Origin of the sequence: Pricia antarctica (genome assembly GCF_900101815.1) — a bacterium.
GTDB lineage: Bacteria > Bacteroidota > Bacteroidia > Flavobacteriales > Flavobacteriaceae > Pricia > Pricia antarctica.
In genome coordinates, this window is the sequence record NZ_FNAO01000002.1 from 399702 (window position 1) to 421042 (window position 21341).

Sequence of the window (21341 nt, forward strand, 5' to 3'; positions counted from 1 at the left end):
AATATTGAGGTGTGCAATCGGCGTCTCGATTTCCACGCTAACTATATGGCCATGAAAACGTATCCAATAAACGGTATCTGCTTCCTAATGCTCCTGATTTTTTTCGGGGGATGCAGATCCGACCAAAAAAAGGAAACCGCCGCGGATGATGCGCCGCGAAAGATAGAGATGCTTTTCTTGGGCCATGCCAGCGAGCACCACAATTCAAGGGCGTACGAGCCTATTTTGGCCGCTGCTCTGGCAAAGGACGGTATCGACCTGACCTACACCGAGGATGTCGGCGACCTGAATACCGAAAATCTCGAAAAATACGACGGCGTAATCCTCTATGCCAATTACGAGGAGCGGCATCCCGCAGCGGAAAAGGCCTTGGAAGCGTTTGTAAAGGAAGGCCATGCCTTTATCCCCATCCACTGTGCCAGTTTCTGTTTTAAGGATTCGGAGGATTTTATCGATATGGTCGGCGGCCGGTTCAGCAGCCACGGTACGGGTACTTTTACCGCAGAAATTGTCGATAAGGAACATCCTATTACCAAAAACCTGAAAGAATTCTCCACTTGGGACGAGACCTATGTGCACGACAAGATCGCCGATGATATTACCATTTTGATGGAACGTAAGGAAGGCGACCGCCAAGAACCCTGGACGTGGGTGAAGGACTATGGCGACGGAAAGGTCTTCTATACGGCCTATGGCCACGACGAGCGCACCTGGAACCGGCCGGAATTCCAAAAATTGATAAAGGAAGGCATCCTATGGGCGGTTGACGACAATGCCAAGAAAAATTGGGAGGCTTTTTCCAAGGATATCCCAGAGCTGGCCTATGAGCAAAGGGACAACATCCCCAATTACGAAAAACGTGATCCCGCCCCGAAATATCAATTGCCACTTTCCCCGGAAGCTTCCGCAAAACTGATACAGGTACCGGTCGGGTTCGACCTCGAGCTCTTCGCCTCCGAACCCGACATCATCAACCCCATTTCCATGGACTGGGACGAACGCGGCCGGCTCTGGGTCATCGAAACGGTGGATTACCCCAATAGCGTGCGTGAAGAAAATGGGATAGGAGACGATAAAGTAAAGATCCTGGAGGATACCGATGGCGACGGCAAGGCCGACAAGGTTACCGTCTTTGCCGAGAACCTGAACATTCCCACCGGTTTTACGTTTTACGACGGGGGGATAGTGGTTTCTCAGGCCCCGCTGTTCCTGTTCTTAAAGGACACCGATGGCGATGACAGGGCCGATGTCAGGGAAACGATAATCGACGGATGGGGCACGTTCGACACCCATGCCGGCCCCTCGAACCTGCAGCGCGGTATCGACAACCAGATTTACGGAACGGTCGGCTATTCCGGTTTCGAAGGGAGTATCTTCGGAAAGGACATGAAGTTTTCGCAGGGTCTTTACCGCTTTGACCCGGGTTTCGGCACCTTCGAGTTCCTGACCAATACCAGCAACAATACCTGGGGGCTCGGCATTACCGAGACCAATGCCATTTTCGGATCCACCGCCAATAATACACATAGCGTTTTTCTCGGCATCCCGAACGTTGACCTGATCGGCGTAGAGGGCATTCCCGCCCAGGGAAGCCTAAAGATCGATGGCCATTACAATATGAACCCCATCACCGCGAACTACCGCCAGGTGGATGTTTTCGGGGGGTTTACCGCTGCCGCGGGACATCATTTTTATACGGCCCGGAACTATCCCAAGGAATATTGGAACAGGTACGCCTTTGTCTGCGAACCTACCGGTGGCCTGGTACACATCGCCAAGATCGAAAAGGACGGTGCCGGATATGTGGAAAAGGACGGGGGCAACCTCTTCGCCGGGGCCGATGAATGGGTCTCGCCGGTGGAGGCCAAGGTCGGTCCCGACGGTAACGTCTGGGTGGCCGACTGGTACAACTTTATCGTGCAGCACAACCCGACCCCGAACAAGGATCGCGGTGGCTTCGATGCCGAGAACGGCAACGGCAACGCCTATATCAATCCCCTGCGGGACAAATCACACGGGCGTATCTGGCGGGTCGTTCCCAAAACACAGGGCGATCACGAAGCGAAGATGCTGGATCACGACAAGCCCGAGGAACTGCTGGAGGCGCTTTCCGATGACAATATGTTCTGGCGTATGACGGCACAGCGCCTGCTGGTGGAACGTGGCAAGACCGATGTGCTACCCGATCTATACAAATTGGCCAACGATACGAAGGTCGATGGCATGGGGCTCAACCCCGCCGCCCTGCATGCGCTTTGGACCATCGAAGGGCTGGGCGCTTTGGAATCCGATCCGGAGGCGAAAAACGTGGTCGGCGGCGCAATCTACCATCCCTCGGGTGCGGTACGGAAAGCCGCGGTACAGATCCTTCCTAAAAACGGAACCACCGACGATGCCCTGCAAAGGGCGCAGGTATTGGAGGATAAAGACCCCGAAGTGCAACTGGCCGCCCTGTTGTATTTCGCGGAACGGCCAGCCTCGAACGAAATCGGGAAAAGGCTGTACGAGCTAAGTACGGAAAAGGATATCGTCAACGACCTTTGGCTCTCCAAAGCGGTCTATGCGGCCGCCAGCAAACAACGGAACGGGTTTATGGCCGCGTATAAAAAGGATGGACGTTTTGTCGGAGCGGGGAATAGGGCCTTGGACTCAACGGAAACCTCAAATCCGTTCGAAAATTCATCGATAGCCGAGGTTTTTTATAAGGCCTATAAGGATAAAGTCGGCCCATCGGATACCGCGGTTACCGATTCCGGGGAAAAAGCCAAGGTCGTCTTGATCAAGACCGTCAAGAACGAAATGAAGTACGACGTAACGGAATTCGTGGTCCAGGCCGGACAGTCCGTTGAGCTTGTTCTGGAGAATGTAGATTTTATGCAGCACAACCTGGTCATCGTCCAAAAAGGCGCCAAGGATAAAGTGGGCGCCGCTGCGGACAAACTCGCCGCCGATCCCAACGGCGCGGAACAGCAATATGTACCTAGAATGGGCGAGGTGCTCCACGCAACGGCCTTGATCGACCCCCAACAAAAGGCGACCCTAAGGTTTACTGCCCCCACCGAACCCGGGGAATATCCATTCATCTGTACCTTTCCCGGGCATTGGCGCATTATGCAGGGGGTGATGAAGGTGGTGGCAAATTAAATTATGGGTTATGAGTTGAGAATTATGAGTTGAAAAAAGTTTATGGGTTTATGAGTTTATGGGTATTCTGACTTGGGCACTTAAGCAATAATCGGCATTATCCATAAGCTAGGAGATTCTGTACAGGCTGGGTATGGGCTAAAGCCCATTTGAATTGTCTTCAGGGAACCACCGAATAATCCGAGGGCAATTAAAAACGGCAAGGCTTCAATTTTAACGGGCCTTTAGGCCCTGGTTCTTATGGCTTCTGCCAGCTTCAGGGCTTTAGCCCAATTCATAAACTAATAAACCCATAAACTAATAAACTTTTACAAATGTCAAATAATCTAACATTCGCCGTAAGCACCTGGCTCTGGCAATCGCCCTTTACCACGGAATCCATTTCGCTCTTCCCCAAGATCAAAAAAATGGGGTTCGACGCGGTCGAGATTCCCGTGGAAGATCCTTCGCTGATCGACGGGCCTGCGGTAAAAAAGGCTTTGGACGACAATGGCCTGAAAGGCTTGGTCTGCGGCGTGTTTGGTCCTACCAAGGATCTGACTTCGGATGACCCTGCCCTGCATGAAAATTGCTTCCGGTATGCGGAACAATGCTTTGCGCTCTGCACTACCTGGGATGCCGCATTTCTGGCCGGTCCCATGTACTCCATGGTGGGCAAGGCACGGATGGTATCCGAAGAACAACGGAAATTGGAGTGGGAGCGGGCCGTGACCAACCTGCGAAAGGTCTGTGGAACGGCGGAGAAGTACGGACTTTCCATTGCCCTGGAGCCGCTGAACCGCTTTGAATCGGATCTCGTCAATACGGCCGGGGACGTAATGCGCCTGATAGGCGATATCAACCATAAAAGTGCGGGCGTATTGTTGGACGGCTTCCATATGACCATCGAAGAGAAGAACATCCGCAAGGCGATCAATTCAGTTGGCGACAAGCTCATCCACGTACAGGTATCCGAAAACCACCGCGGCATCCCCGGAACGGGACTCACCCCCTGGAACGATTTTAAAAAAGGGCTAGAGGATGTCAATTATAACGGAGCGATATCCATAGAAAGCTTTACCCCCGAGATCAAGGAACTCGCCGGGGCCGTCTGTATCTGGAAACACATGGCCGATAGTCAAGATCAATTCGCATCCGAGGGGCTGAAGTTTTTGAAGAAAAATTTCAATTGACCATAAAATAGAACCTAAAGAAACGGATTCCCACGGAAGCCTGTGCTGAGTGCAGTCCTGATACGGGAACGACAAAAATTAGAATAGCATGAAACAAATCAACATAGCCATAGTCGGATTGGGCTTCGGCGCGGAATTCATCCCCATTTACCAAAAACATCCCAACGCCAATCTGGTCGCGATCAGCCAACGCAACGAGACGAAATTGAACGAGCTGGGCGATGCTTTTGGCATTGAAAAGCGTTACACCTCCTACGACGAACTCCTGAAAGACCCCGAAATCGATGCGGTACACATCAACACGCCCATCCCCAATCACGGGGAGCAATCGATCAAGGCCTTAAAGGCGGGAAAACATGTGGCCTGTACCGTGCCCATGGCGACCACCGTTGAAGAATGCGAGGAAATCGTGCGATTGACCGAGGAAACGGGACTCACCTATATGATGATGGAAACCGTGGTCTACGCCCGGGAATTTCTCTATATGAAAGAACTCTACGAAAACGGCGAGCTGGGCAAGATCCAGTTTTTAAAGGCCAGCCACCAACAGGATATGGACGGGTGGCCCAACTACTGGCCAGGTCTGCCGCCCATGCACTACGCCACGCACTGTGTCGGCCCCGTACTGGCACTGACCCGAGGGGAAGCGGAATACGTTTCCTGTTTCGGGTCCGGCACCATCCGTGAGGAACTGATCAAGGAATACAATTCCCCCTATGCCGTGGAGACCACCCATATCAAATTCCGCAACTCCGATCTGAGTGCGCAGGTGTACCGCTCGCTGTTCGATGTCGCAAGACAATATCGCGAAAGTTTTGAGGTCTACGGTTCCAAAAAATCGGTGGAATGGCCCTTGATCGAAGGAAAACCTTTGGTGGTGCACACCGCCAAAAAACCCGAACCTGAAATTCCCGAAGAAGTCGGGAGTCCCGATTTTGCCAAACTGTTGCCGAAGGAAATCCAACATTTTACTACCAAAGGCGTGTACGATGAAGACGAGCACCAGCATCTGTCCTTTACCCAAGGGGCCGGCCATGGCGGGTCGCATCCGCATTTGGTGCACGAATTTGTCGATACCCTGGTCAATGAACGCTCGCCCTATCCCAATGCGAGGCAGTCCGCCAACATTACTTGTGTTGGGATCTTGGCGCATGAATCTGCGTTGAAGGGCGGGGAGATTATCCGGTTGCCGGAGTTTACTTTTGGGATATAAGTTTTATAAGTTTTTTATTACATTTCTAAGGCAGTAAATGAGTTAAAAACTAAGAAAATATACCACATACACACAATTATAGACGACTTATACACTTCCATTTCCTTTCGCAGTACTATTTTGATATTTTTTGGTCGTAATTCAAATGGATATCGTATCCCCTAAGGAACAGATATCCTTTTCCGCTACAACCGTTTTTAAACATCCTTCCAAATAGTACGTGGCATGACTGAACAAACGTCTATATATATTGCCGGTTTTTGCCCTTTGCTGCTGCACGGACTTGAGTTCATGTTAAAACAGGAGCAGTTTAATTTTGAAAAAAAAATCGTATCCGATGCGCTTGCTATCATTGAGCCTTCTAAAAACAAATTTTTGTTATTGTTCCATTTGAGAAAAAACTTTGCCGGAAATAGAAAATCGGTAGAATGCTTCTTAAAACGATATCCATTATCGCGAATCATTGTACTTTCCGAGAACTGCAAGCAAACCCATATCAAGGCATTTTTTAAGTTGGGAATTCGGGGATATGTGTTGCCGACTATTGGAGATATGAGACTGAAACAAGCCATTTATGAGGTACTTTCAGGTAAATCGTTTTTAGATCCCTCGATTAGTAAAAAATGGATCGATATGACCTTTCACAATGCGAAACCTAATGCAAAACTTACCCGAAGGGAAGAAGAGGTACTCGATTTGATCATTGATGAATATACCACGAAGGAAATTGGGCAAAAACTTTTCATTAGTTCCTGTACCGCAGAAACCCACCGTATCAATATCATTCGAAAATTAGGGGTGCGCAATACCGCGGGTGTAGTTCGAGAGGCGATGCGCATGGGTCGATAAATGACTTTCCTTTTCAAAAATCATGGTTTTCCATGATATTCAGATTTACAGGTTTTCCGTGATGTATCTGATCGGTACCTATTCTACTTTTAGTATTCCGTAAAAGTTCCCGCACCCTTCATGTGATTATGAAGAATGATATTGATTGATTATCAAGGATCATGCCCGCAGTACGAGACACGATATCCGACATTCTAGCAGTCCTAAGATTCAATCTGGAAGAGGCCTTAAACGACCTTGCCCCCATGCCGGACAATACCGACGATGACCGGGTGGTTCTCGGCAATATAGCTTTTCACGAAAGTTCCGATACTTCTATTACCAATGCCATAGGCAATCGCATTGTTTTGACGTTGGTAAAGACCGAAGAAGAATATGCCATGAAAAACCGGCCCAATCATAGACGCAATCCGGTATCCGGAAATTTGGAGTATGCCAATCCCCCGGTTTTTCTTAACCTCTATGTATTAATCACTGCAAACGTCGGTGAGTATGAAGTTGCCTTATCCTTTCTATCGAGGGTCATCAGCTATTTTCAGCACCAAAATGTCTTCAATGAAAACAACACGGTAGCTCCCTCGGGTGGGTTCGTGCCGGAAATTTTTCATTTTAATGTCAGCATGGTATCTCCCGGGTTGGAGCAGCTCAATCATCTATGGGGCGTACTGGGCGGAAAGATTATGCCGAGCGTTTTTTACAAATTACAGTTACAACAAATCGAATACATTCCAGATGAACCGCAACCGGCAAGCCCGATAACGAAAATTACCTTAACGGAACAAATAAATTAGTATGGGGTTTCAAATTACATATAACAAGCTTTTCGAAGTAGCCTTTTGGCACCATGCCCAACTTCGTACGAGCAGTTATGACCCCGCGCTATTTGGATATGATACTGTGGGATACGACCCCCTTACAAGCCCCTTTATAATTCCGTTATCTACGGTCGTGCCCGATGAAGTAGGTCGACGTCTTTTAAACTTCGACCTGCGGAACCTTTTGCACATCCGACCGAATCCTGAAACGGCGGAGCTGTTAAAGCAACTGGGACTTGTTTTCAAGACAACCACCCTAGGTTTTTGGGTGGTATATAACGAACTAAGGGATCTGCCTGCTGATGACGCGCTCCGGTTTACCTTCGATGTTGCCCTTGTCGCCCCCGAGTTTATCGACCAGGTCGAGGTAAAGCCCGATTGGCCCAGAGGAAAGGTATTTCATTTGTCAAATGCCCAGCAGCCTCCCGAAAACCGCTATCTATTAAGCGACAATGCCGCGGTAGGGGAAGTATTGCATAGCAATCATTTTTTTGAAAGACGCGGGCGCATCGTACGGGTGCCGCAGCTTGCTCCCGGATCAGCAACCACTTTGGAAGTGTTTGACGCCTTGGCCGCTGCCGCCGCTCCGCCCATCTTTACGGTAGACTTCCCGGCCGTTAACCAACAAACTGAGTACGAACTGGATCTGCGCCCGTTACGGGAAGGACGATACCGGATTAATGGACCCAACATAAATGAAATCACCTTATATCTGGGGCTGGAAAACCGTCCCGGTATACTAGGGGTTATAGACCTCTTTCCGAATGCATGGGAAGGAACCATTTATGACATACGATTGGCCGAAGCAACGGTCTAAGGCCTGTAAATAAATGAATATAAATCTTAAAACCTAATTCTTATGCCCAGTAACTATTCAATACCAGGGGTTTATGTGGAAGAAATCACAAAATTCCCGCCTTCGGTCGCCGCGGTGGAAACGGCTATTCCTGCCTTTATAGGATATACCGAACGCCGACTCGCCACCGATGGCTCTGAACTTGACCCGAATTCACCGGTACGCATTTCGTCGCTGACCGAATTCGAGACCCGCTTCGGCTTTGCGCCGAGGTTGACCGTAACGGAAGTGCGATTAGATGCCTCTGACAACTTTCTTGGAGCCGACATTTCGACCTCACACTACCTCTACCACGCGTTACAGCTTTTTTATGCCAATGGAGGCGGCGATTGTTATATCGTTTCTGTAGGCACTATAGGTTTACCTGCATATGACACAGGTGATATCGAAGATGGTATCAATGCTCTTGAGGCGTTCGACGAGCCGACTATCATCTGCTTCCCAGATGCGGCGGCCTCCGATGGTACAGACCAATTGTATGATAGACAGGTTCAGGCTCTTATGCAATGTGCTGACTTGGGTGATCGGGTAACGCTATGCGACTTGTATGATTCGGATCCTACAGGAACTGATTTTCGGGATGGAATAGGGATTAACAACCTAAAGTATGGAATGGCCTATACGCCTTGGCTAAGAGCAACATTACCTAAAAATGTGACCTATGCTGAACTGGACGGTGACATTTTTTTACGTGCGGGTGCGGCCGCGGCGGTAGGTCTGGAAGATCTCACCACGGACACTGATATCGGCGCATTGATTACCGCTTACGATACAGCGATAGCCGCTCCTGAAACCGCAGAACAACTTGCTGATCGTGAATTAGAACTTATAAATACGTTCGGTCTTTATAAAGCAGTCGTCACAGGTCTCAATTCATTACCGCTAAATATCCCGCCCAGTGGAGCGGTGGCCGGTGTATACGCATCTGTCGACCGCACCAGGGGGGTTTGGAAAGCCCCGGCAAATGTGAGTCTTAATTTGGTGGCTGAACCTGCAGACACATTTACACAGTCCCAATTGTCAGCCCTCAATATCGATACAGCCGCTGGAAAATCAATCAACGCCATCCGCACTTTTACCGGTAAGGGTACTTTGGTTTGGGGCGCCCGTACCCTGGCAGGCAACGATAATGAATGGCGTTATATCAATGTACGCCGTTTTTTTAATATGGTAGAGGAATCGGTGAAAAAAGCCAGTGGCCAGTTTGTGTTCGAGCCGAATGATGCGAACACCTGGGTACGGGTTCAGGCGATGATCGAAAACTTCTTGAGCCTGCAATGGCGCGACGGTGCACTTCAAGGGGCTACCCAGGAACAGGCATTTCAAGTGGCAGTGGGTTTAGGGAAAACTATGAACGCCGACGATGTGCTTAACGGTCGTATGATCATACAGATCGCGATGGCCCCCGTACGTCCAGCAGAGTTTATTATCCTGCGCTTTGAGCAGAAAATGCCCGAAGCCTGATTTTTTAACATTCTAAAATTAGTTTAACAACATCACTATTATGGCAAATTATCCACTTACAAAATTCAGCTTCCTTGTAGAATGGGGCGATGCGCGTTTGGGTTTTACCGAAGTTACGGGCCTGGAACGCACTATTGAACCTATTGAATATCGCGAAGGGTCCAGTAAAACATTTTCGAAACTCAAGATGCCGGGAATGGAGACCTTAACGAATATTACGTTGAAACGCGGAACCTTTCAAGGAGACAACGGTTTTTACGATTGGTTCGATACCGTTCAGATGAATACGGTAGAACGACGCGATGTCATCATCAAGTTGCTCAATGAAAATCTTGAACCCACCATGGTCTGGCGTATGGTGAACTGCTTCGCCGTTAAATATCAGGCAACCGAACTCAAGGCCGATGGCAACGAAGTAGCCATCGAGACTCTGGAAATCGGTCATGAAGGATTCAAATTGGTGACTTAGTAATTTGAACCGATAATCAGCGATACCAATTATGGCCCACTACCCTCCCGTCGGATTTCACTTTCTCGTCCGCTTTGGTTTTAGCGGAAATGAAGACGATTCCCGTTTTCAAAGTGTTTCGGGCCTTAGTGTCGAGTACGATACCGAAACTATCATAGAAGGAGGTGAAAACCGGTTTGTACATGAACTTCCGGTTCGTACCAAGTACAGTACACTGGTATTGAAGCGGGGAATGTTAGTGGGGTCCGATGTGGTCAAATGGTGTTTGGATGCCTTTGAAAAACGCCAATTTGTACCGACCGACCTGCAGGTGCTGCTGCTAAACGAAAATTCCGAGCCTTTGAAGGTTTGGAAATTGGCACGGGCCTGGCCTAAAAAATGGAGCGTTTCCGATTTTAATGCCGAAGAAAACGCACTGGTAATCGAAACCTTGGAGCTGAGTTACCACTACTTTAAAATTGAATAGAATGCCAATAGAAATAAGGGAATTGATTGTAAAGGTAAAAGTAAACGAAAGGGAAAACAACAATGCCGCGACCACCGACCCCAATGCCCGTAAACAGGAACGCGATGCATCCGAGGATGCCATTATTGCCGAATGTGTGGAACAAACGCTCTTGGTACTCAATAAGAAAAAGGAACGCTAAATGGACTTTCTGGGAAAATTGGAAAAGATGAAAATCCTGGCTTTTAAGGATGTGGCCCACCAAAAGCCGGCCGTCCCTGCTTCTTGGCCGGTCTTGGTCAATCCGGAATCCTATGCTCTCGACTATAAGATCGAATATAATACCGATACGGCCCAGGGCAATGACGGTACCGCAGCTCGTTATACCCGACATGATCCCGAAGAGTTTTCGTGTGACCTATGGTTCGACAATACCGGAATACTGGACAATGCGCCCCGACCCGATATCTATGTCGAGATGGAGGATTTCCGAAGTTTTCTATTGGATATTGAAAGCGAGACCCATGAGCCCCGGCATTTTATGATCATCTGGGGCAAAATGCTCTTTAAAGGCCGTATTACGGGACTGCAGATTCAGTATAAACTCTTCAAATCGGACGGTACGCCCATTCGTGCCATGGCCACGGTAAGCTTTAAGGGCAGTTTTGACGATGTACTGCGATTGGCGAAGGCCAATTTGCTCTCCCCCGACCTGACCCATAAAAAAGTGGTCAAGGCAGGCGATACCTTGCCGAATTTATGTGACGAAATATATGAAAGCACGCGATACGCAACACAGATTGCCCGACTAAACGATCTGGATCAATTCCGGAAACTGGCCGTCGGTACCGAGCTCTATTTTCCACCTTTAAATAAAACCGAATAATCCTATGTCCGCACGATTGATACCCACACCGGTCGCCCCTAGTGTAAGCACTTTTACGATTCTTTCCGATGGGGAGGTCGTATCGGCGCAATACCAGGTCATGTCGGTTTTGGTGTATCGCTCGGTCAATCGCATTCCTTCTGCGACTTTGGTAATTAAAGATGGTGACGCCGCCGCCCAGATCTGGGAAGTAAGTGAAACGGATTACTTTATTCCGGGTAAGCCCATTGAAATTCGAGCTGGCTATCAAGGTACGGAGGATACAATTTATAAAGGCATTGTCGTAAGTCATAGCATTAAGGTCCGGGAACAACGTTCGGTATTGCGTATCGATTGTAGGGATGAAGCCTATAAAATGACCCTGCGTCCGCAAAGCCGTTTTTTTAGGGAGCAATCCGATAGCGATGTCATAGAAGATATGGTAAGTCGGGCAGGCTTGCAATCGGAGGTGGAGGCCACGACCTTTACCCACGGTGAATTGGTACAGTACAATTGTACCGATTGGGATTTCATTCTTACCCGTACCGATGCCATGGGCAAAATCTGCGTTGTAGAGGATGGTACGCTGAAAATCAACAAACCGGACCTCGAACAATCGGCCAGTCTTGATTTGGAGTATGGTGCGACCATCTTGAATTTTGATGCCGAGATCGATTCTCGAAATCAATTTGAAGCTATCGAATCGATGGCATGGAATCCTGCAGATCAGGAAATTCGGTCGGTAGAGGAAAGCAATTTTAATAGCCCTCAAGTAGGTAACCTCACGGCGGAGACCTTAGCGGCAACCCATGCCCAAAATCCGTTTCGTCAACAACATGGTGGCCCCTTATTGGAGGAAGAACTAAAAGACTGGTCCGTAGCCCGTCTACAGAAAAGTCGTTTGGCCCGTATACGGGGGCGGGCACAATTTCAAGGAATCGCCAGCATCTTGCCCGGACAGGTTATCAAATTGGCAGGCGTCGGAGAACGGTTTAACGGGGAGGTTTTCGTAGCTGCCGTTCGACATGAAATAGGGAACGGCAATTGGCTCACCGATGTGGAATTCGGTCTCGATGATGATTGGTTTACCGAGCGATTTTCAATAACACAGGCCCGGGCAGCCTCCCTTATCCCCGCAGCTACCGGACTCCAAATAGGAATCGTGACACAGCTCGCTGACGATCCGCTCGGAGAACATCGGGTCATGATTCGATTGCCCATATTGAGTACCGAAGACGAAGGGGTCTGGGCACGGATCGCCACGCTAGATGCCGGAGAGAACAGGGGCAGTTTTTTTCGTCCGGGAATCGGTGATGAGGTCGTGGTCCATTTTCTGAACAACGACCCGCGTTATCCCATAATCTTAGGGGCCTTGAACAGCAGCGCAAAACCGGCCCCTATCGACGCTACCGATGAAAATTTTGAAAAAGGATTCGTTACCGAGAGCGGCATGCAATTGCTCTTCAATGATGAATACAAGAATATCTTACTGGAAACCCCTGATGGGAATCGGGTCGCTATTTCCGGCGAAAATCAATCGATTACGATCGAAGACCAGAACAGCAATAAAATTGTAATGGACACCTCCGGCATCACCATAGAAAGTGCGAAGGATATTGTGTTAAAGGCAAATACCAAATTGGAAGCGTCGGCTCCCGAAGTAAAAATCGAAGGAAGTGCTACGGCGGAGTTTTCTGCAAGCGGCACCAATACCATTAAGGGAGGCTTGGTACAGATCAATTGAGGATACCAATACGTTCACCGGTAAATGTCATCTGATACATGCCATGTGAATAAAAGAAAGATAATGATATGCCAGCAGCGGCCAGAGTAGGGGATATGCATATTTGCCCCGCGGCAAATGGACCCGTACCCCATGTAGGAGGGCCAATTTTGCCCCCGGGCGCCGCTACCGTATTGATTGGTGGAATGCCTGCGGCACGGGCCGGTGACCAGGCAACCTGCACCGGACCACCGGATATCATTGTGGCAGGTTCTGGAACCGTGTTGATAGAAGGTATGCCCGCGGCCCGTATGGGCGATGCTACGGCACATGGGGGAACAATTGCCCTTGGCGCGCCCAATGTTATAATCGGTGGATGATAAAAAAAGAACGATGGAAGAAAAGAAGCTGAGCACGAATTTTTTAGGTACCGGTTGGAGTTTTCCACCCATGTTTCGACGGGAACTCCGTGGCGTAGTGATGACGTCGGCAGAGGAGGATATTGATCGGAGTCTAGAAATTTTGTTCTCTACCTCCCTCGGCGAACGTGTGATGCTTCCGGCCTACGGCAGTAATTTGGAGGAATTGCTTTTCGAACCGATGGATACGGGCCTACAAACACTCATTTTTGACCGCATCAATACCGCCGTCCTCTACTATGAGCCCCGTATCAAGGTTTTAGAACTGATTGTCAGCGATGAACGGATCATAGAGGGCATCTTACTCATCAAGATGGACTATCGGGTGCGTGCCACCAATTCGCGGTTCAATTTTGTGTATCCATTTTATCTTTTGGAAGGATCTGAAATCAATATTCCTAAATAAAAATTACAAATGGCAAGTCCATGTTCCGACATACGAAATGAATTTAGTTGGGATCATCCCGGAACGGCACAGTCTGAAAGGCAATCGCTCGCGTTGGACCCAAACTATGCGCTGCTTGATGAAAGAAGCTTTGCCGACTGGATCGTCTTTGTGCGCGACTACGCCCGTTTTGTGCACTACTTCAACAGCGATAATACGGCAGACGGAAATTGGGAGGATTTTTGGAGTGCCAATCCCGCCATTATCTTGGCGAACCTCGCCGCAGCTTCCATAGATAATTTCAGGGAAACCGCCAGACAATTGCTCATTGAGCTGGAAAAACTGGAATTTCAGGATAATACGGCCAGTGATAACGAGCATTTGCAACAACATTTTCAACGATTTTTCGATGTGTTCACCACCTTGCTTTGGCAATTGGATCGGCATATCGCAGGCTTGCCCGATACCCTTGCCATCAAAGATTCGCTACGGAGTAGAATCAATCAGCAGCTCTCGGCGCCTTTTCAAAAGTGGATAGCATGGCACAAGCATGCCGTAAATGGGCCTAATAGGTTGGTAGACGTTAATACCAGTACTTTAAGTGACCGGCTATTGAACTTTAAGGTGCTTGGCGCCGATATTTTGCCCACGGAAAATTTCTATACCACTCCGCCGACCCCCCTTCTGTTTAGTGAAGACTGGTTGCCGGAGGGGGAAACCGATTGGTCGACGTATATACAGAATATTGCGGAAGATGCTTCCATATTTGGCGCAGGTATAGCTATTCCAACGGATATCAATGCCGCGATCAAACACTTTTTCTTTACCGGCGTTTACGAACAGTTCATTCAGTCATTTGCGCTGATTATTTCAGAATCGGAGAAAGCCTTGGAAGCGCTTCTCTTTAACTGGAACCGGCATGAACCTCATTTTGCGCTGTTTCTGGCTTTTCTAAGACTACTGACCGAAGAGCAGGCCGCTTTGAATACCCTGACCGATCGGCACCTTCGTTTTTATTATGAACGTGTGCTCCGTATTTTCCCACTGGCCCCCAAACCACATCAGGCCTATTTGACGGCGACTTTGGCAAAGCATGTTTCAGCTTATTTGCTTCCAATGGGCACCCAATTCAAAGCAGGTAAGGACGAGACCGGTCAGGAAATCCGTTTTGAGCTTACCGAAGATTTTGTGGTCAACAAGGGCAAGGTGACCGAATTGAGAAGTTTGTTCAAGGCACCGAATACCTTGGCGCTCTATCAATTCGGCGATGTAGAGCGACCCATTTATAAAGGGGTTGATAAGGATAGGTATTTCGCTGCTGCTGTGAGTAACTCGGCAGATGGTATAGGTGAGAAGAAATTGGCTTCGCTAGACGGACGATGGCATCCCTTTGGCAATCGAAGTGTAGATACCAATACCGATCCGGATACCTGGAACATAGATTTGCCGCGAGCGGAAATAGGCTTTGCCATCGCTTCGCATTATCTTTTTTGCCGACAGGGAAAACGGATCATTTCCCTAAAATTTGAGGGAACCTCCTTGAATGCCTTGAACGGAGTCAAATTCAAGATTGCCCTAAGCACTGAAAAAGGATGGTTGGAAAAAGAGGTGATTGCCACGGCCAACGAATATCAGCTGAGCATACCGATAGATGCCGACGAAGACCCCATTCTCCCCATAGACCCTAAGGTCCATGAGGGCGATTTTGATACTTCCTTCCCCGTTTTAAAGGCCTATTTGATTCATGATGACAGCGTTGATTTTCCCTATCAAGCATTGAAAAACACCCTTTTGAGCCAAATTGAGCTAAAAGTAGTGGTGGAGGATAAGCGCGATATGAGCTGGAGCGGCAGTACAGGTCCTCTAGATGTGAGCAAGCCATTTCACCCTTTTGGTCCAGCGCCTGGCACAGGGGCGGTTTTCGTGATGGGAGACAAGGAAGTATTTCAGAAAAAGGCTACTATCAGCTTGCATTTTAACTGGAAACAGAAAATTGATAATACAAAATACTTTTCAGGTTTTTTAGATGATTCTCCGAAGACTAAATTTCAGGTTCTCGAAGATGGTACGTGGTCTCTTGAAAATGATTCCGTTGATAAAGAAATAGTACCCGCTACACAGAACAATGTTGATTTGGACAACAAAATAATTTTGGGAGCCCTTAATTTGATTGCGCCTGATTTTATTGAAAATCGGCCTTATAGTTCCAAGACCACCGCAGGTTACCTGCGCTTTAAGCTCGATGGGGATTGGGGGCATGCCATCTATGCCAAAGCTTTGGCCGAATATGCAAAAAACGCACCCGCGGACGACCCGCCCCCCCCTGCGCCACTTCCCTTATTCGACCCCCAACTATTGGAGGTAAGCCTTGATTATGACGCAACACAGCGCATCATACTCGATGACTCCAGTGCGACCGACGAGCCGGCCGCTACCTTTTATCATCTGCATCCGTTTGGTTTGGCCGCCCGTCATGGGGGTACCGATAAGGTGCGAATGTTCCCCGAATTAGTACCCCAAAGCAATACGATTACACCTGACGGTCCGCAGAACAACGTCGGGAATGATGGGGGCGAATGGCTGATCGGGATAGAAGATCTAGCTCCTCCGCAGGTGGTATCATTGCTTATTCAATTGGCCCCAGGCACTGCCGATCCCCTTCTGGAAAAGCCAAAAGATCACATCCAATGGTGGTATTTAAAAAATAATGATTGGGTGCCTTTTGAAGATAAAGAGGTCACCGATAGCACCCAGCAACTTTTGCAGTCGGGTCTAATTCGTTTCAGCATACCCGAAGAGGCCAATACCGAACACACCTTATTGCCAGCCGGTAAAACATGGATCAGGGCTACGGTAGAGACAGGGGTAGATGCCGTAAACCAGATCATCGGAGTGCATGCACAGGCATTTCCGGTTATCATGATCGATAATAGTAATGACCCGGCACTTGGTGCACTTCCCTTGCCTGCCGGAACCATTGCAAAATTAATCGATCCAGTAGCGGCCATCAAAAAAGTGGAACAGCCGTATGCCACTTTTGGGGGGAGTGCCAAAGAAGGAAGCATTGCATACTATAACCGAACAGGCGAGACACTTAGGCACAAGGCCAGGGCCATTACGCAATGGGACTTCGAACGCATAGTGTTACAGCAATTCCCCCATATCCATAAAATAAAATGCTTGAATCATTTAAGGTACGAGCCGGGAACTACTGATCCTATTTATCGGGAATTGGCACCGGGGCATGTCACCTTGATTTCGGTGGCTGATCTAAGACAGCTCAACGGGGTCGATCATTTGCGTCCCTATACAAGTTTGGCCGATTTGACGGCGATGCACGAGTACCTGTCCTGTCGAACGACCTGTTTTGCCGAAATACATGTACGCAATCCGCAATTCGAACCGGTGAAGGCCTCATTCAGGGTAAAGTTCCATTTAGGATACGATACAAGTTTCTATGAAAAACAATTGAACGAAGATATGGTTCGCCATTTATCCCCATGGGCCTTCGACAATGCCATCGGTATCGAGTTCAGTACCGAAATGTCGAAATCGGTACTGATCAATTTTATCGAAGAGCGGGTATATGTCGATTATCTGGAAGATTTTGTTCTGAGCCATACTACCGATGTGACCCAGCAAGATGTGGAGACCGTAAGGCCTACGAAGCAGGTTTCCATACTGGTTTCCGCAAGGGAACATGATATAACGCTCATTGATGCCGATGCTGAAAATGAATGGATTGAAGACTGCGGATGCGCCGAGGAGCCAATAACAGGACAAATTATGTGGGTACGCCAGCAATAGTATAGAACATGGAAGAGAGATCGATCACCATAGCAAAGAACGCAAAGCTACCCTTGGCAGAGGATTACGACCGCTTAAGGGCCAAAGGTTTTAGCGCCATCCAAGAACTTGGCAATGCCCAATGGACCGATTACAATGCCCACGATCCTGGGATTACTCTGCTCGAGGCACTGACCTATGCCCTGACCGAATTGGGATACCGAACCGGAATCGACATTGCCGATATCCTTACAGAACCTAGTGGCTATATCAGTTTTCGGCAGGTCCTCTTTACCGCACGCCGTATTTTAACCAATAATCCCTTGACCGTAAATGACTTTCGGAAGGCGATGATCGATTTGCCCAACGTGGCGAATGCCTGGTTTCTTTGCAAACGCTGTGCCTGTGAGACACGGTTTTATGCGGAGTGCGATGAAAATGCCTTGTTTCATGCCCCCCAATGGCGGCTTCAAAATGCCGATGGTGGAACATCCGTTTTCCATGAACATCCTGTTTTTGTCAGGGGCCTGTATGAAGTGCTTTTACATTTGGACCGCGATACCGAATTGGGGGACTTAAACACCCATAAACTTGTACATACCACTACGGTTTCTTCAGGGGTGGCCAATGAACGCCTTCCTTTGACCATCGAATTGCGCTTTTTCGATTGGAAAAGAGAGCAACCCGAACTGTACGGCCTTTTTACCGGGGATCACCCCGATTTCAATTTTACGAATATCCAAGTAGACCGTTTTTCAAGGGATCGTTCCGTCGACGAGATAGTTACGAACGACTCTTTCGCCCAAGGATGGAGAAATCCATTTTTTGTCGATTTTACGGTCGCTTTTGTGACGGTAAGTGGCGGTACGGAACACAGTTTTCAGCTACGGGCCGTTCCCATTCGTTTTTTCTCCTTGGTCGAGCAGGTTAAAAACAGTCCGAATATCGTTGCCGCTGTTTCCGATATGCTGCAGGAAGTATCTTTGGGTGGTGTCTGGGATCGATATCGCAGAAAATTGCAGGCCATTTCCGAAGCGGTGGCTTCGGCCCGTTTTGCGCTACATGATTTGCGAAACCTGGGTGAGGATTTTTGTAAATTCGATACGATTCAAATAGAAGATGTAGCTTTTTGCGCCGATGTTGAGGTAGCCATAGATGCGGATATCGAATATGTGTTGGCGCATATCTTTTACACCATTGAAAAACAGTTTAATCCGGTGGTTCCCTTTTACACGCTTCAGGAGTTGGCGGAAGAAGGTTACACTACCGAAGAAATCTTTCAAGGGCCTCCTTTGGAAAACGGTTTTATAAAGGATGAAGATCTGGTTACTTCTGAACTGAGAGCGGAAATACATATTTCCGATCTCTATAACGAACTGATGGATATTCCCGGTCTGAAGGCGGTCAAGCATGTGCTGTTTACCCGATATGACGATGTGGGCAACCCAATAATGCCCGCGCACCAATGGCATATTCCGATACGGGCCCTGCATGTTCCTAGACTTTATCAGCTGGCCTCCCGTGTTCTGTTCTATAAAAATAACCTGCCCTTTTTGGCACGAATGGATGAGGTACAAGCTATCCTTGCACAACTCCGCGGGCAAGACCTTCAGGGCAAAGTACCTTTGGCGGCCCGAGACTATCCCATCCCGGTAGGCCGCCACCGCAATCTGGCGGGCTATACCCCGGTGCAACATACCTTGCCGTTGACCTATGGAACGGGCCCCGCTGGCCTTGACCCACGTGAAACGGTTTTACGGCATGCACAGGCCCATCAATTAAAGGGATTCTTATTGCCTTTTGAACAGCTCTTGGCAGATATGAACCAGCAATTGGCGCATACCCCAGATCTGTTCTCGACCGACGAAAAAATCGATAAAACCTATTTCAACCACTTTTTTGACCCTTCGCTGTTGCCTCCCGAAATAACGGCCTTAAACGCCCTCGCAACTACCGAATTTACCGAAATCAATCTACGGCAGCTGTCGGAAAGTGCCGCTACCTACGAAGATCGTAGAAATCGTTTTCTCGACCATATGCTGGCCCGATTTGGGGAGCAATTTCGCGACTATGGGCTGATGCTGTATGCCAATGCCGACCGCATTCCCTTTTCCAATGAAAAATTGATTCGGGATAAAATCCGGTTTCTTCGATTCTACCCCAGGATCAGTGCCGATCGTGCGCGCTCCTTTAACTATCGCTATACCGATCGTTGGTGCGACCCCCGTAATCAAACGGGACTGTCAGAACGACTTGGGCGTCTGTTGGGAATAGAATCCTTAAAAGCATACTTCAATGTTGAAATTACCAGCCAATTTGATGTCTTTTCCGCACGTTTTGAGTTGGATAATAGTAACGAGGGCGCACCGGGAACGCTGCTTCAAGAAGTGGATGCCCTCACGGCAAGTACCGGTGAGGCGGTCGAAGAAGCCGTTTGGGAATGGATCGGCAACGTCATCGGTAACTGTACGAACGCGGGGCAATATGTAATTAATGGTAGCGAAACCATTCTACAGGACGAGAATGGAGATGATCTTGCCCTTCTAGCTGCCGGGGTAACCACGGATCAAGTAGTTGATTTTTGCCACGATATTTTGCGAAAAGAACGCCTTTTTACCATAGAACATATTCTTTTGCGCCCCGTCTTTCCAGGAAGTCCTTTTATGGAGGTGTGTTTGGATTCCGATTGCAATTTTTGCGGGGAAGAAGACCCCTATTCCTTTCGGCTAACCTACGTTTTACAGGGAAATTTAGAACCCTTTAGCTACGACATCGATCTTCGGAACTTTGCAGACCGCACCATCCGCAAAGAGACGCCCTCCCATCTGCTGCCCAAGATTTGCTGGGTGGGAAATCTCGGGTTCGAAAAGGATGTGTGCGCTCCCGTTTTCTCGGACTTGGTCGAATTGTTACAACAAGAACAGGGGATGGACGCACAGGCCGAAACAACCTGCGACTGTGCCCATAGCCTTTACGATGGTTTTGATGTGATTTTCCAAAATTATATGGAGGGACAGGAACTCGCCTATCGAGACAGGGCGGCGTGGGAGACGGGCCTACGGAATTTGTTCTTGCTCTTGGACCCCGGTGATTTTCCTTGCCTGATATCGGGGAATGGTTGGGATGTGCTACGGGACAGACTTTTGAATCATTTTACGGACTTGGCCGTTACGGGCTATCAGTTCGATAGGTTCGAACAGGCCTGGTGCCTTTGGTTGGAAGCCAACGATTCATTCGATTGGTTTGTTCTAAACCAACAATTGCAGCGGCAAACCGAACTTTGGTTGCAAGACGGCCTGACGATAACGCAGGGTGGAAACACCTGTGCATGTACCGAAGGTCTCACTGCTTATTTCGGAGATCGTTATCGGCAATGGATAGACCATCTCGTAGAAGCCGAAATCGACTTTGAGGATACCGCGGTAGTACAAGATCAATTGCAGACCCTAGTCTGGGAACCATTTCTTGAAGATTTAGGCAGCGCAAGGGAAAATGACCCGGAATTTTGTCAAGGAATCGATCTGATTGAAAACGATGAAAGATGGGAAGAACTCCGGCTGATTTGGTTCGGATTCTATACCGAATGGATCGAAGTCTCTTATCGCTTAAATATCCTATTACGCATTTTTACCCATTTAAAAAGTATATACCCGACTGCTACACTACACGATTGTGACGATGGTAGTGATGATAATCCCGTACGATTGGATAATACGATTCTTGGCAACCTTTAAAG

16 protein-coding genes are annotated in these 21341 nt (G+C 48.5%); all 16 read left to right on the forward strand.

Annotated elements, in window-relative coordinates:
- Positions 1 to 51 precede the first annotated feature (51 nt).
- The 16 genes from BLT07_RS04610 (at position 52) to BLT07_RS04685 (ending at position 21339) form a co-directional block, all read left to right on the forward strand.
- On the forward strand, positions 52 to 3144 hold the full coding sequence (locus BLT07_RS04610; RefSeq protein WP_175455256.1) for a PVC-type heme-binding CxxCH protein: 3093 nt from the start codon (positions 52 to 54) through the stop codon (positions 3142 to 3144).
- Between the two features lie 314 nt (positions 3145 to 3458).
- Complete coding sequence (locus BLT07_RS04615) at positions 3459 to 4316, forward strand: sugar phosphate isomerase/epimerase family protein (RefSeq protein ID WP_091866240.1); 858 nt, start codon at positions 3459 to 3461, stop codon at positions 4314 to 4316.
- An 88-nt stretch (positions 4317 to 4404) separates the two neighbouring features.
- The gene (locus tag BLT07_RS04620; protein WP_091866242.1) at positions 4405 to 5529 is read left to right on the forward strand and encodes a Gfo/Idh/MocA family protein; all 1125 of its coding nucleotides are present in this window, start codon (positions 4405 to 4407) and stop codon (positions 5527 to 5529) included.
- Positions 5530 to 5754: 225 nt separating this feature from the next.
- Complete coding sequence (locus tag BLT07_RS04625; RefSeq protein ID WP_091866244.1) at positions 5755 to 6378, forward strand: LuxR C-terminal-related transcriptional regulator; 624 nt, start codon at positions 5755 to 5757, stop codon at positions 6376 to 6378.
- Positions 6379 to 6539: 161 nt separating this feature from the next.
- On the forward strand, positions 6540 to 7169 hold the full coding sequence (locus BLT07_RS04630; protein ID WP_091866246.1) for a Pvc16 family protein: 630 nt from the start codon (positions 6540 to 6542) through the stop codon (positions 7167 to 7169).
- A 1-nt stretch (position 7170) separates the two neighbouring features.
- Positions 7171 to 8010, forward strand: a complete 840-nt coding sequence (locus BLT07_RS04635; protein ID WP_091866248.1) for a hypothetical protein — start codon at positions 7171 to 7173, stop codon at positions 8008 to 8010.
- 42 nt (positions 8011 to 8052) lie between these two features.
- On the forward strand, positions 8053 to 9513 hold the full coding sequence (locus tag BLT07_RS04640) for a phage tail sheath family protein (protein ID WP_091866250.1): 1461 nt from the start codon (positions 8053 to 8055) through the stop codon (positions 9511 to 9513).
- A 40-nt stretch (positions 9514 to 9553) separates the two neighbouring features.
- Entirely contained in the window at positions 9554 to 9982 is a 429-nt protein-coding gene (locus BLT07_RS04645; protein ID WP_091866252.1) for a phage tail protein, read from the forward strand.
- A gap of 31 nt (positions 9983 to 10013) precedes the next feature.
- On the forward strand, positions 10014 to 10448 hold the full coding sequence (locus tag BLT07_RS04650; protein WP_091866254.1) for a phage tail protein: 435 nt from the start codon (positions 10014 to 10016) through the stop codon (positions 10446 to 10448).
- 1 nt (position 10449) lies between these two features.
- Positions 10450 to 10629 (forward strand): DUF5908 family protein, encoded by a 180-nt coding sequence (locus BLT07_RS04655; protein ID WP_091866256.1) that lies wholly within the window; start codon positions 10450 to 10452, stop codon positions 10627 to 10629.
- Between the two features lie 27 nt (positions 10630 to 10656).
- Positions 10657 to 11313, forward strand: coding sequence for a CIS tube protein (locus BLT07_RS04660; protein WP_217633289.1), 657 nt, complete (start codon positions 10657 to 10659; stop codon positions 11311 to 11313).
- Positions 11314 to 11317: 4 nt separating this feature from the next.
- Complete coding sequence (vgrG, locus tag BLT07_RS04665; RefSeq protein WP_091866260.1) at positions 11318 to 13036, forward strand: type VI secretion system tip protein VgrG; 1719 nt, start codon at positions 11318 to 11320, stop codon at positions 13034 to 13036.
- 68 nt (positions 13037 to 13104) lie between these two features.
- On the forward strand, positions 13105 to 13395 hold the full coding sequence (locus tag BLT07_RS04670; protein WP_091866262.1) for a PAAR domain-containing protein: 291 nt from the start codon (positions 13105 to 13107) through the stop codon (positions 13393 to 13395).
- A gap of 13 nt (positions 13396 to 13408) precedes the next feature.
- Positions 13409 to 13840 carry a GPW/gp25 family protein gene (locus BLT07_RS04675; protein WP_175455257.1) on the forward strand — a complete coding sequence of 144 codons (432 nt, stop codon included), beginning with the start codon at positions 13409 to 13411 and terminating at the stop codon, positions 13838 to 13840.
- A 9-nt stretch (positions 13841 to 13849) separates the two neighbouring features.
- Positions 13850 to 17626, forward strand: a complete 3777-nt coding sequence (locus tag BLT07_RS04680; RefSeq protein WP_091866264.1) for a hypothetical protein — start codon at positions 13850 to 13852, stop codon at positions 17624 to 17626.
- A gap of 8 nt (positions 17627 to 17634) precedes the next feature.
- The gene (locus BLT07_RS04685) at positions 17635 to 21339 is read left to right on the forward strand and encodes a hypothetical protein (protein WP_091866266.1); all 3705 of its coding nucleotides are present in this window, start codon (positions 17635 to 17637) and stop codon (positions 21337 to 21339) included.
- Positions 21340 to 21341 lie beyond the last annotated feature (2 nt).

Excerpts from the sequence above, each read along its gene's own strand:
- BLT07_RS04610 (WP_175455256.1), top strand. The coding sequence starts at position 52 with ATGAAAACGTATCCAATAAACGGTATCTGCTTCCTAATGCTCCTGATT.
- BLT07_RS04615 (WP_091866240.1), top strand. The coding sequence starts at position 3,459 with ATGTCAAATAATCTAACATTCGCCGTAAGCACCTGGCTCTGGCAATCG.
- BLT07_RS04620 (WP_091866242.1), top strand. The coding sequence starts at position 4,405 with ATGAAACAAATCAACATAGCCATAGTCGGATTGGGCTTCGGCGCGGAA.
- BLT07_RS04625 (WP_091866244.1), top strand. The coding sequence starts at position 5,755 with ATGACTGAACAAACGTCTATATATATTGCCGGTTTTTGCCCTTTGCTG.
- BLT07_RS04630 (WP_091866246.1), top strand. The coding sequence starts at position 6,540 with ATGCCCGCAGTACGAGACACGATATCCGACATTCTAGCAGTCCTAAGA.
- BLT07_RS04635 (WP_091866248.1), top strand. The coding sequence starts at position 7,171 with ATGGGGTTTCAAATTACATATAACAAGCTTTTCGAAGTAGCCTTTTGG.
- BLT07_RS04640 (WP_091866250.1), top strand. The coding sequence starts at position 8,053 with ATGCCCAGTAACTATTCAATACCAGGGGTTTATGTGGAAGAAATCACA.
- BLT07_RS04645 (WP_091866252.1), top strand. The coding sequence starts at position 9,554 with ATGGCAAATTATCCACTTACAAAATTCAGCTTCCTTGTAGAATGGGGC.
- BLT07_RS04650 (WP_091866254.1), top strand. The coding sequence starts at position 10,014 with ATGGCCCACTACCCTCCCGTCGGATTTCACTTTCTCGTCCGCTTTGGT.
- BLT07_RS04655 (WP_091866256.1), top strand. The coding sequence starts at position 10,450 with ATGCCAATAGAAATAAGGGAATTGATTGTAAAGGTAAAAGTAAACGAA.
- BLT07_RS04660 (WP_217633289.1), top strand. The coding sequence starts at position 10,657 with ATGAAAATCCTGGCTTTTAAGGATGTGGCCCACCAAAAGCCGGCCGTC.
- vgrG (WP_091866260.1), top strand. The coding sequence starts at position 11,318 with ATGTCCGCACGATTGATACCCACACCGGTCGCCCCTAGTGTAAGCACT.
- BLT07_RS04670 (WP_091866262.1), top strand. The coding sequence starts at position 13,105 with ATGCCAGCAGCGGCCAGAGTAGGGGATATGCATATTTGCCCCGCGGCA.
- BLT07_RS04675 (WP_175455257.1), top strand. The coding sequence starts at position 13,409 with ATGGAAGAAAAGAAGCTGAGCACGAATTTTTTAGGTACCGGTTGGAGT.
- BLT07_RS04680 (WP_091866264.1), top strand. The coding sequence starts at position 13,850 with ATGGCAAGTCCATGTTCCGACATACGAAATGAATTTAGTTGGGATCAT.
- BLT07_RS04685 (WP_091866266.1), top strand. The coding sequence starts at position 17,635 with ATGGAAGAGAGATCGATCACCATAGCAAAGAACGCAAAGCTACCCTTG.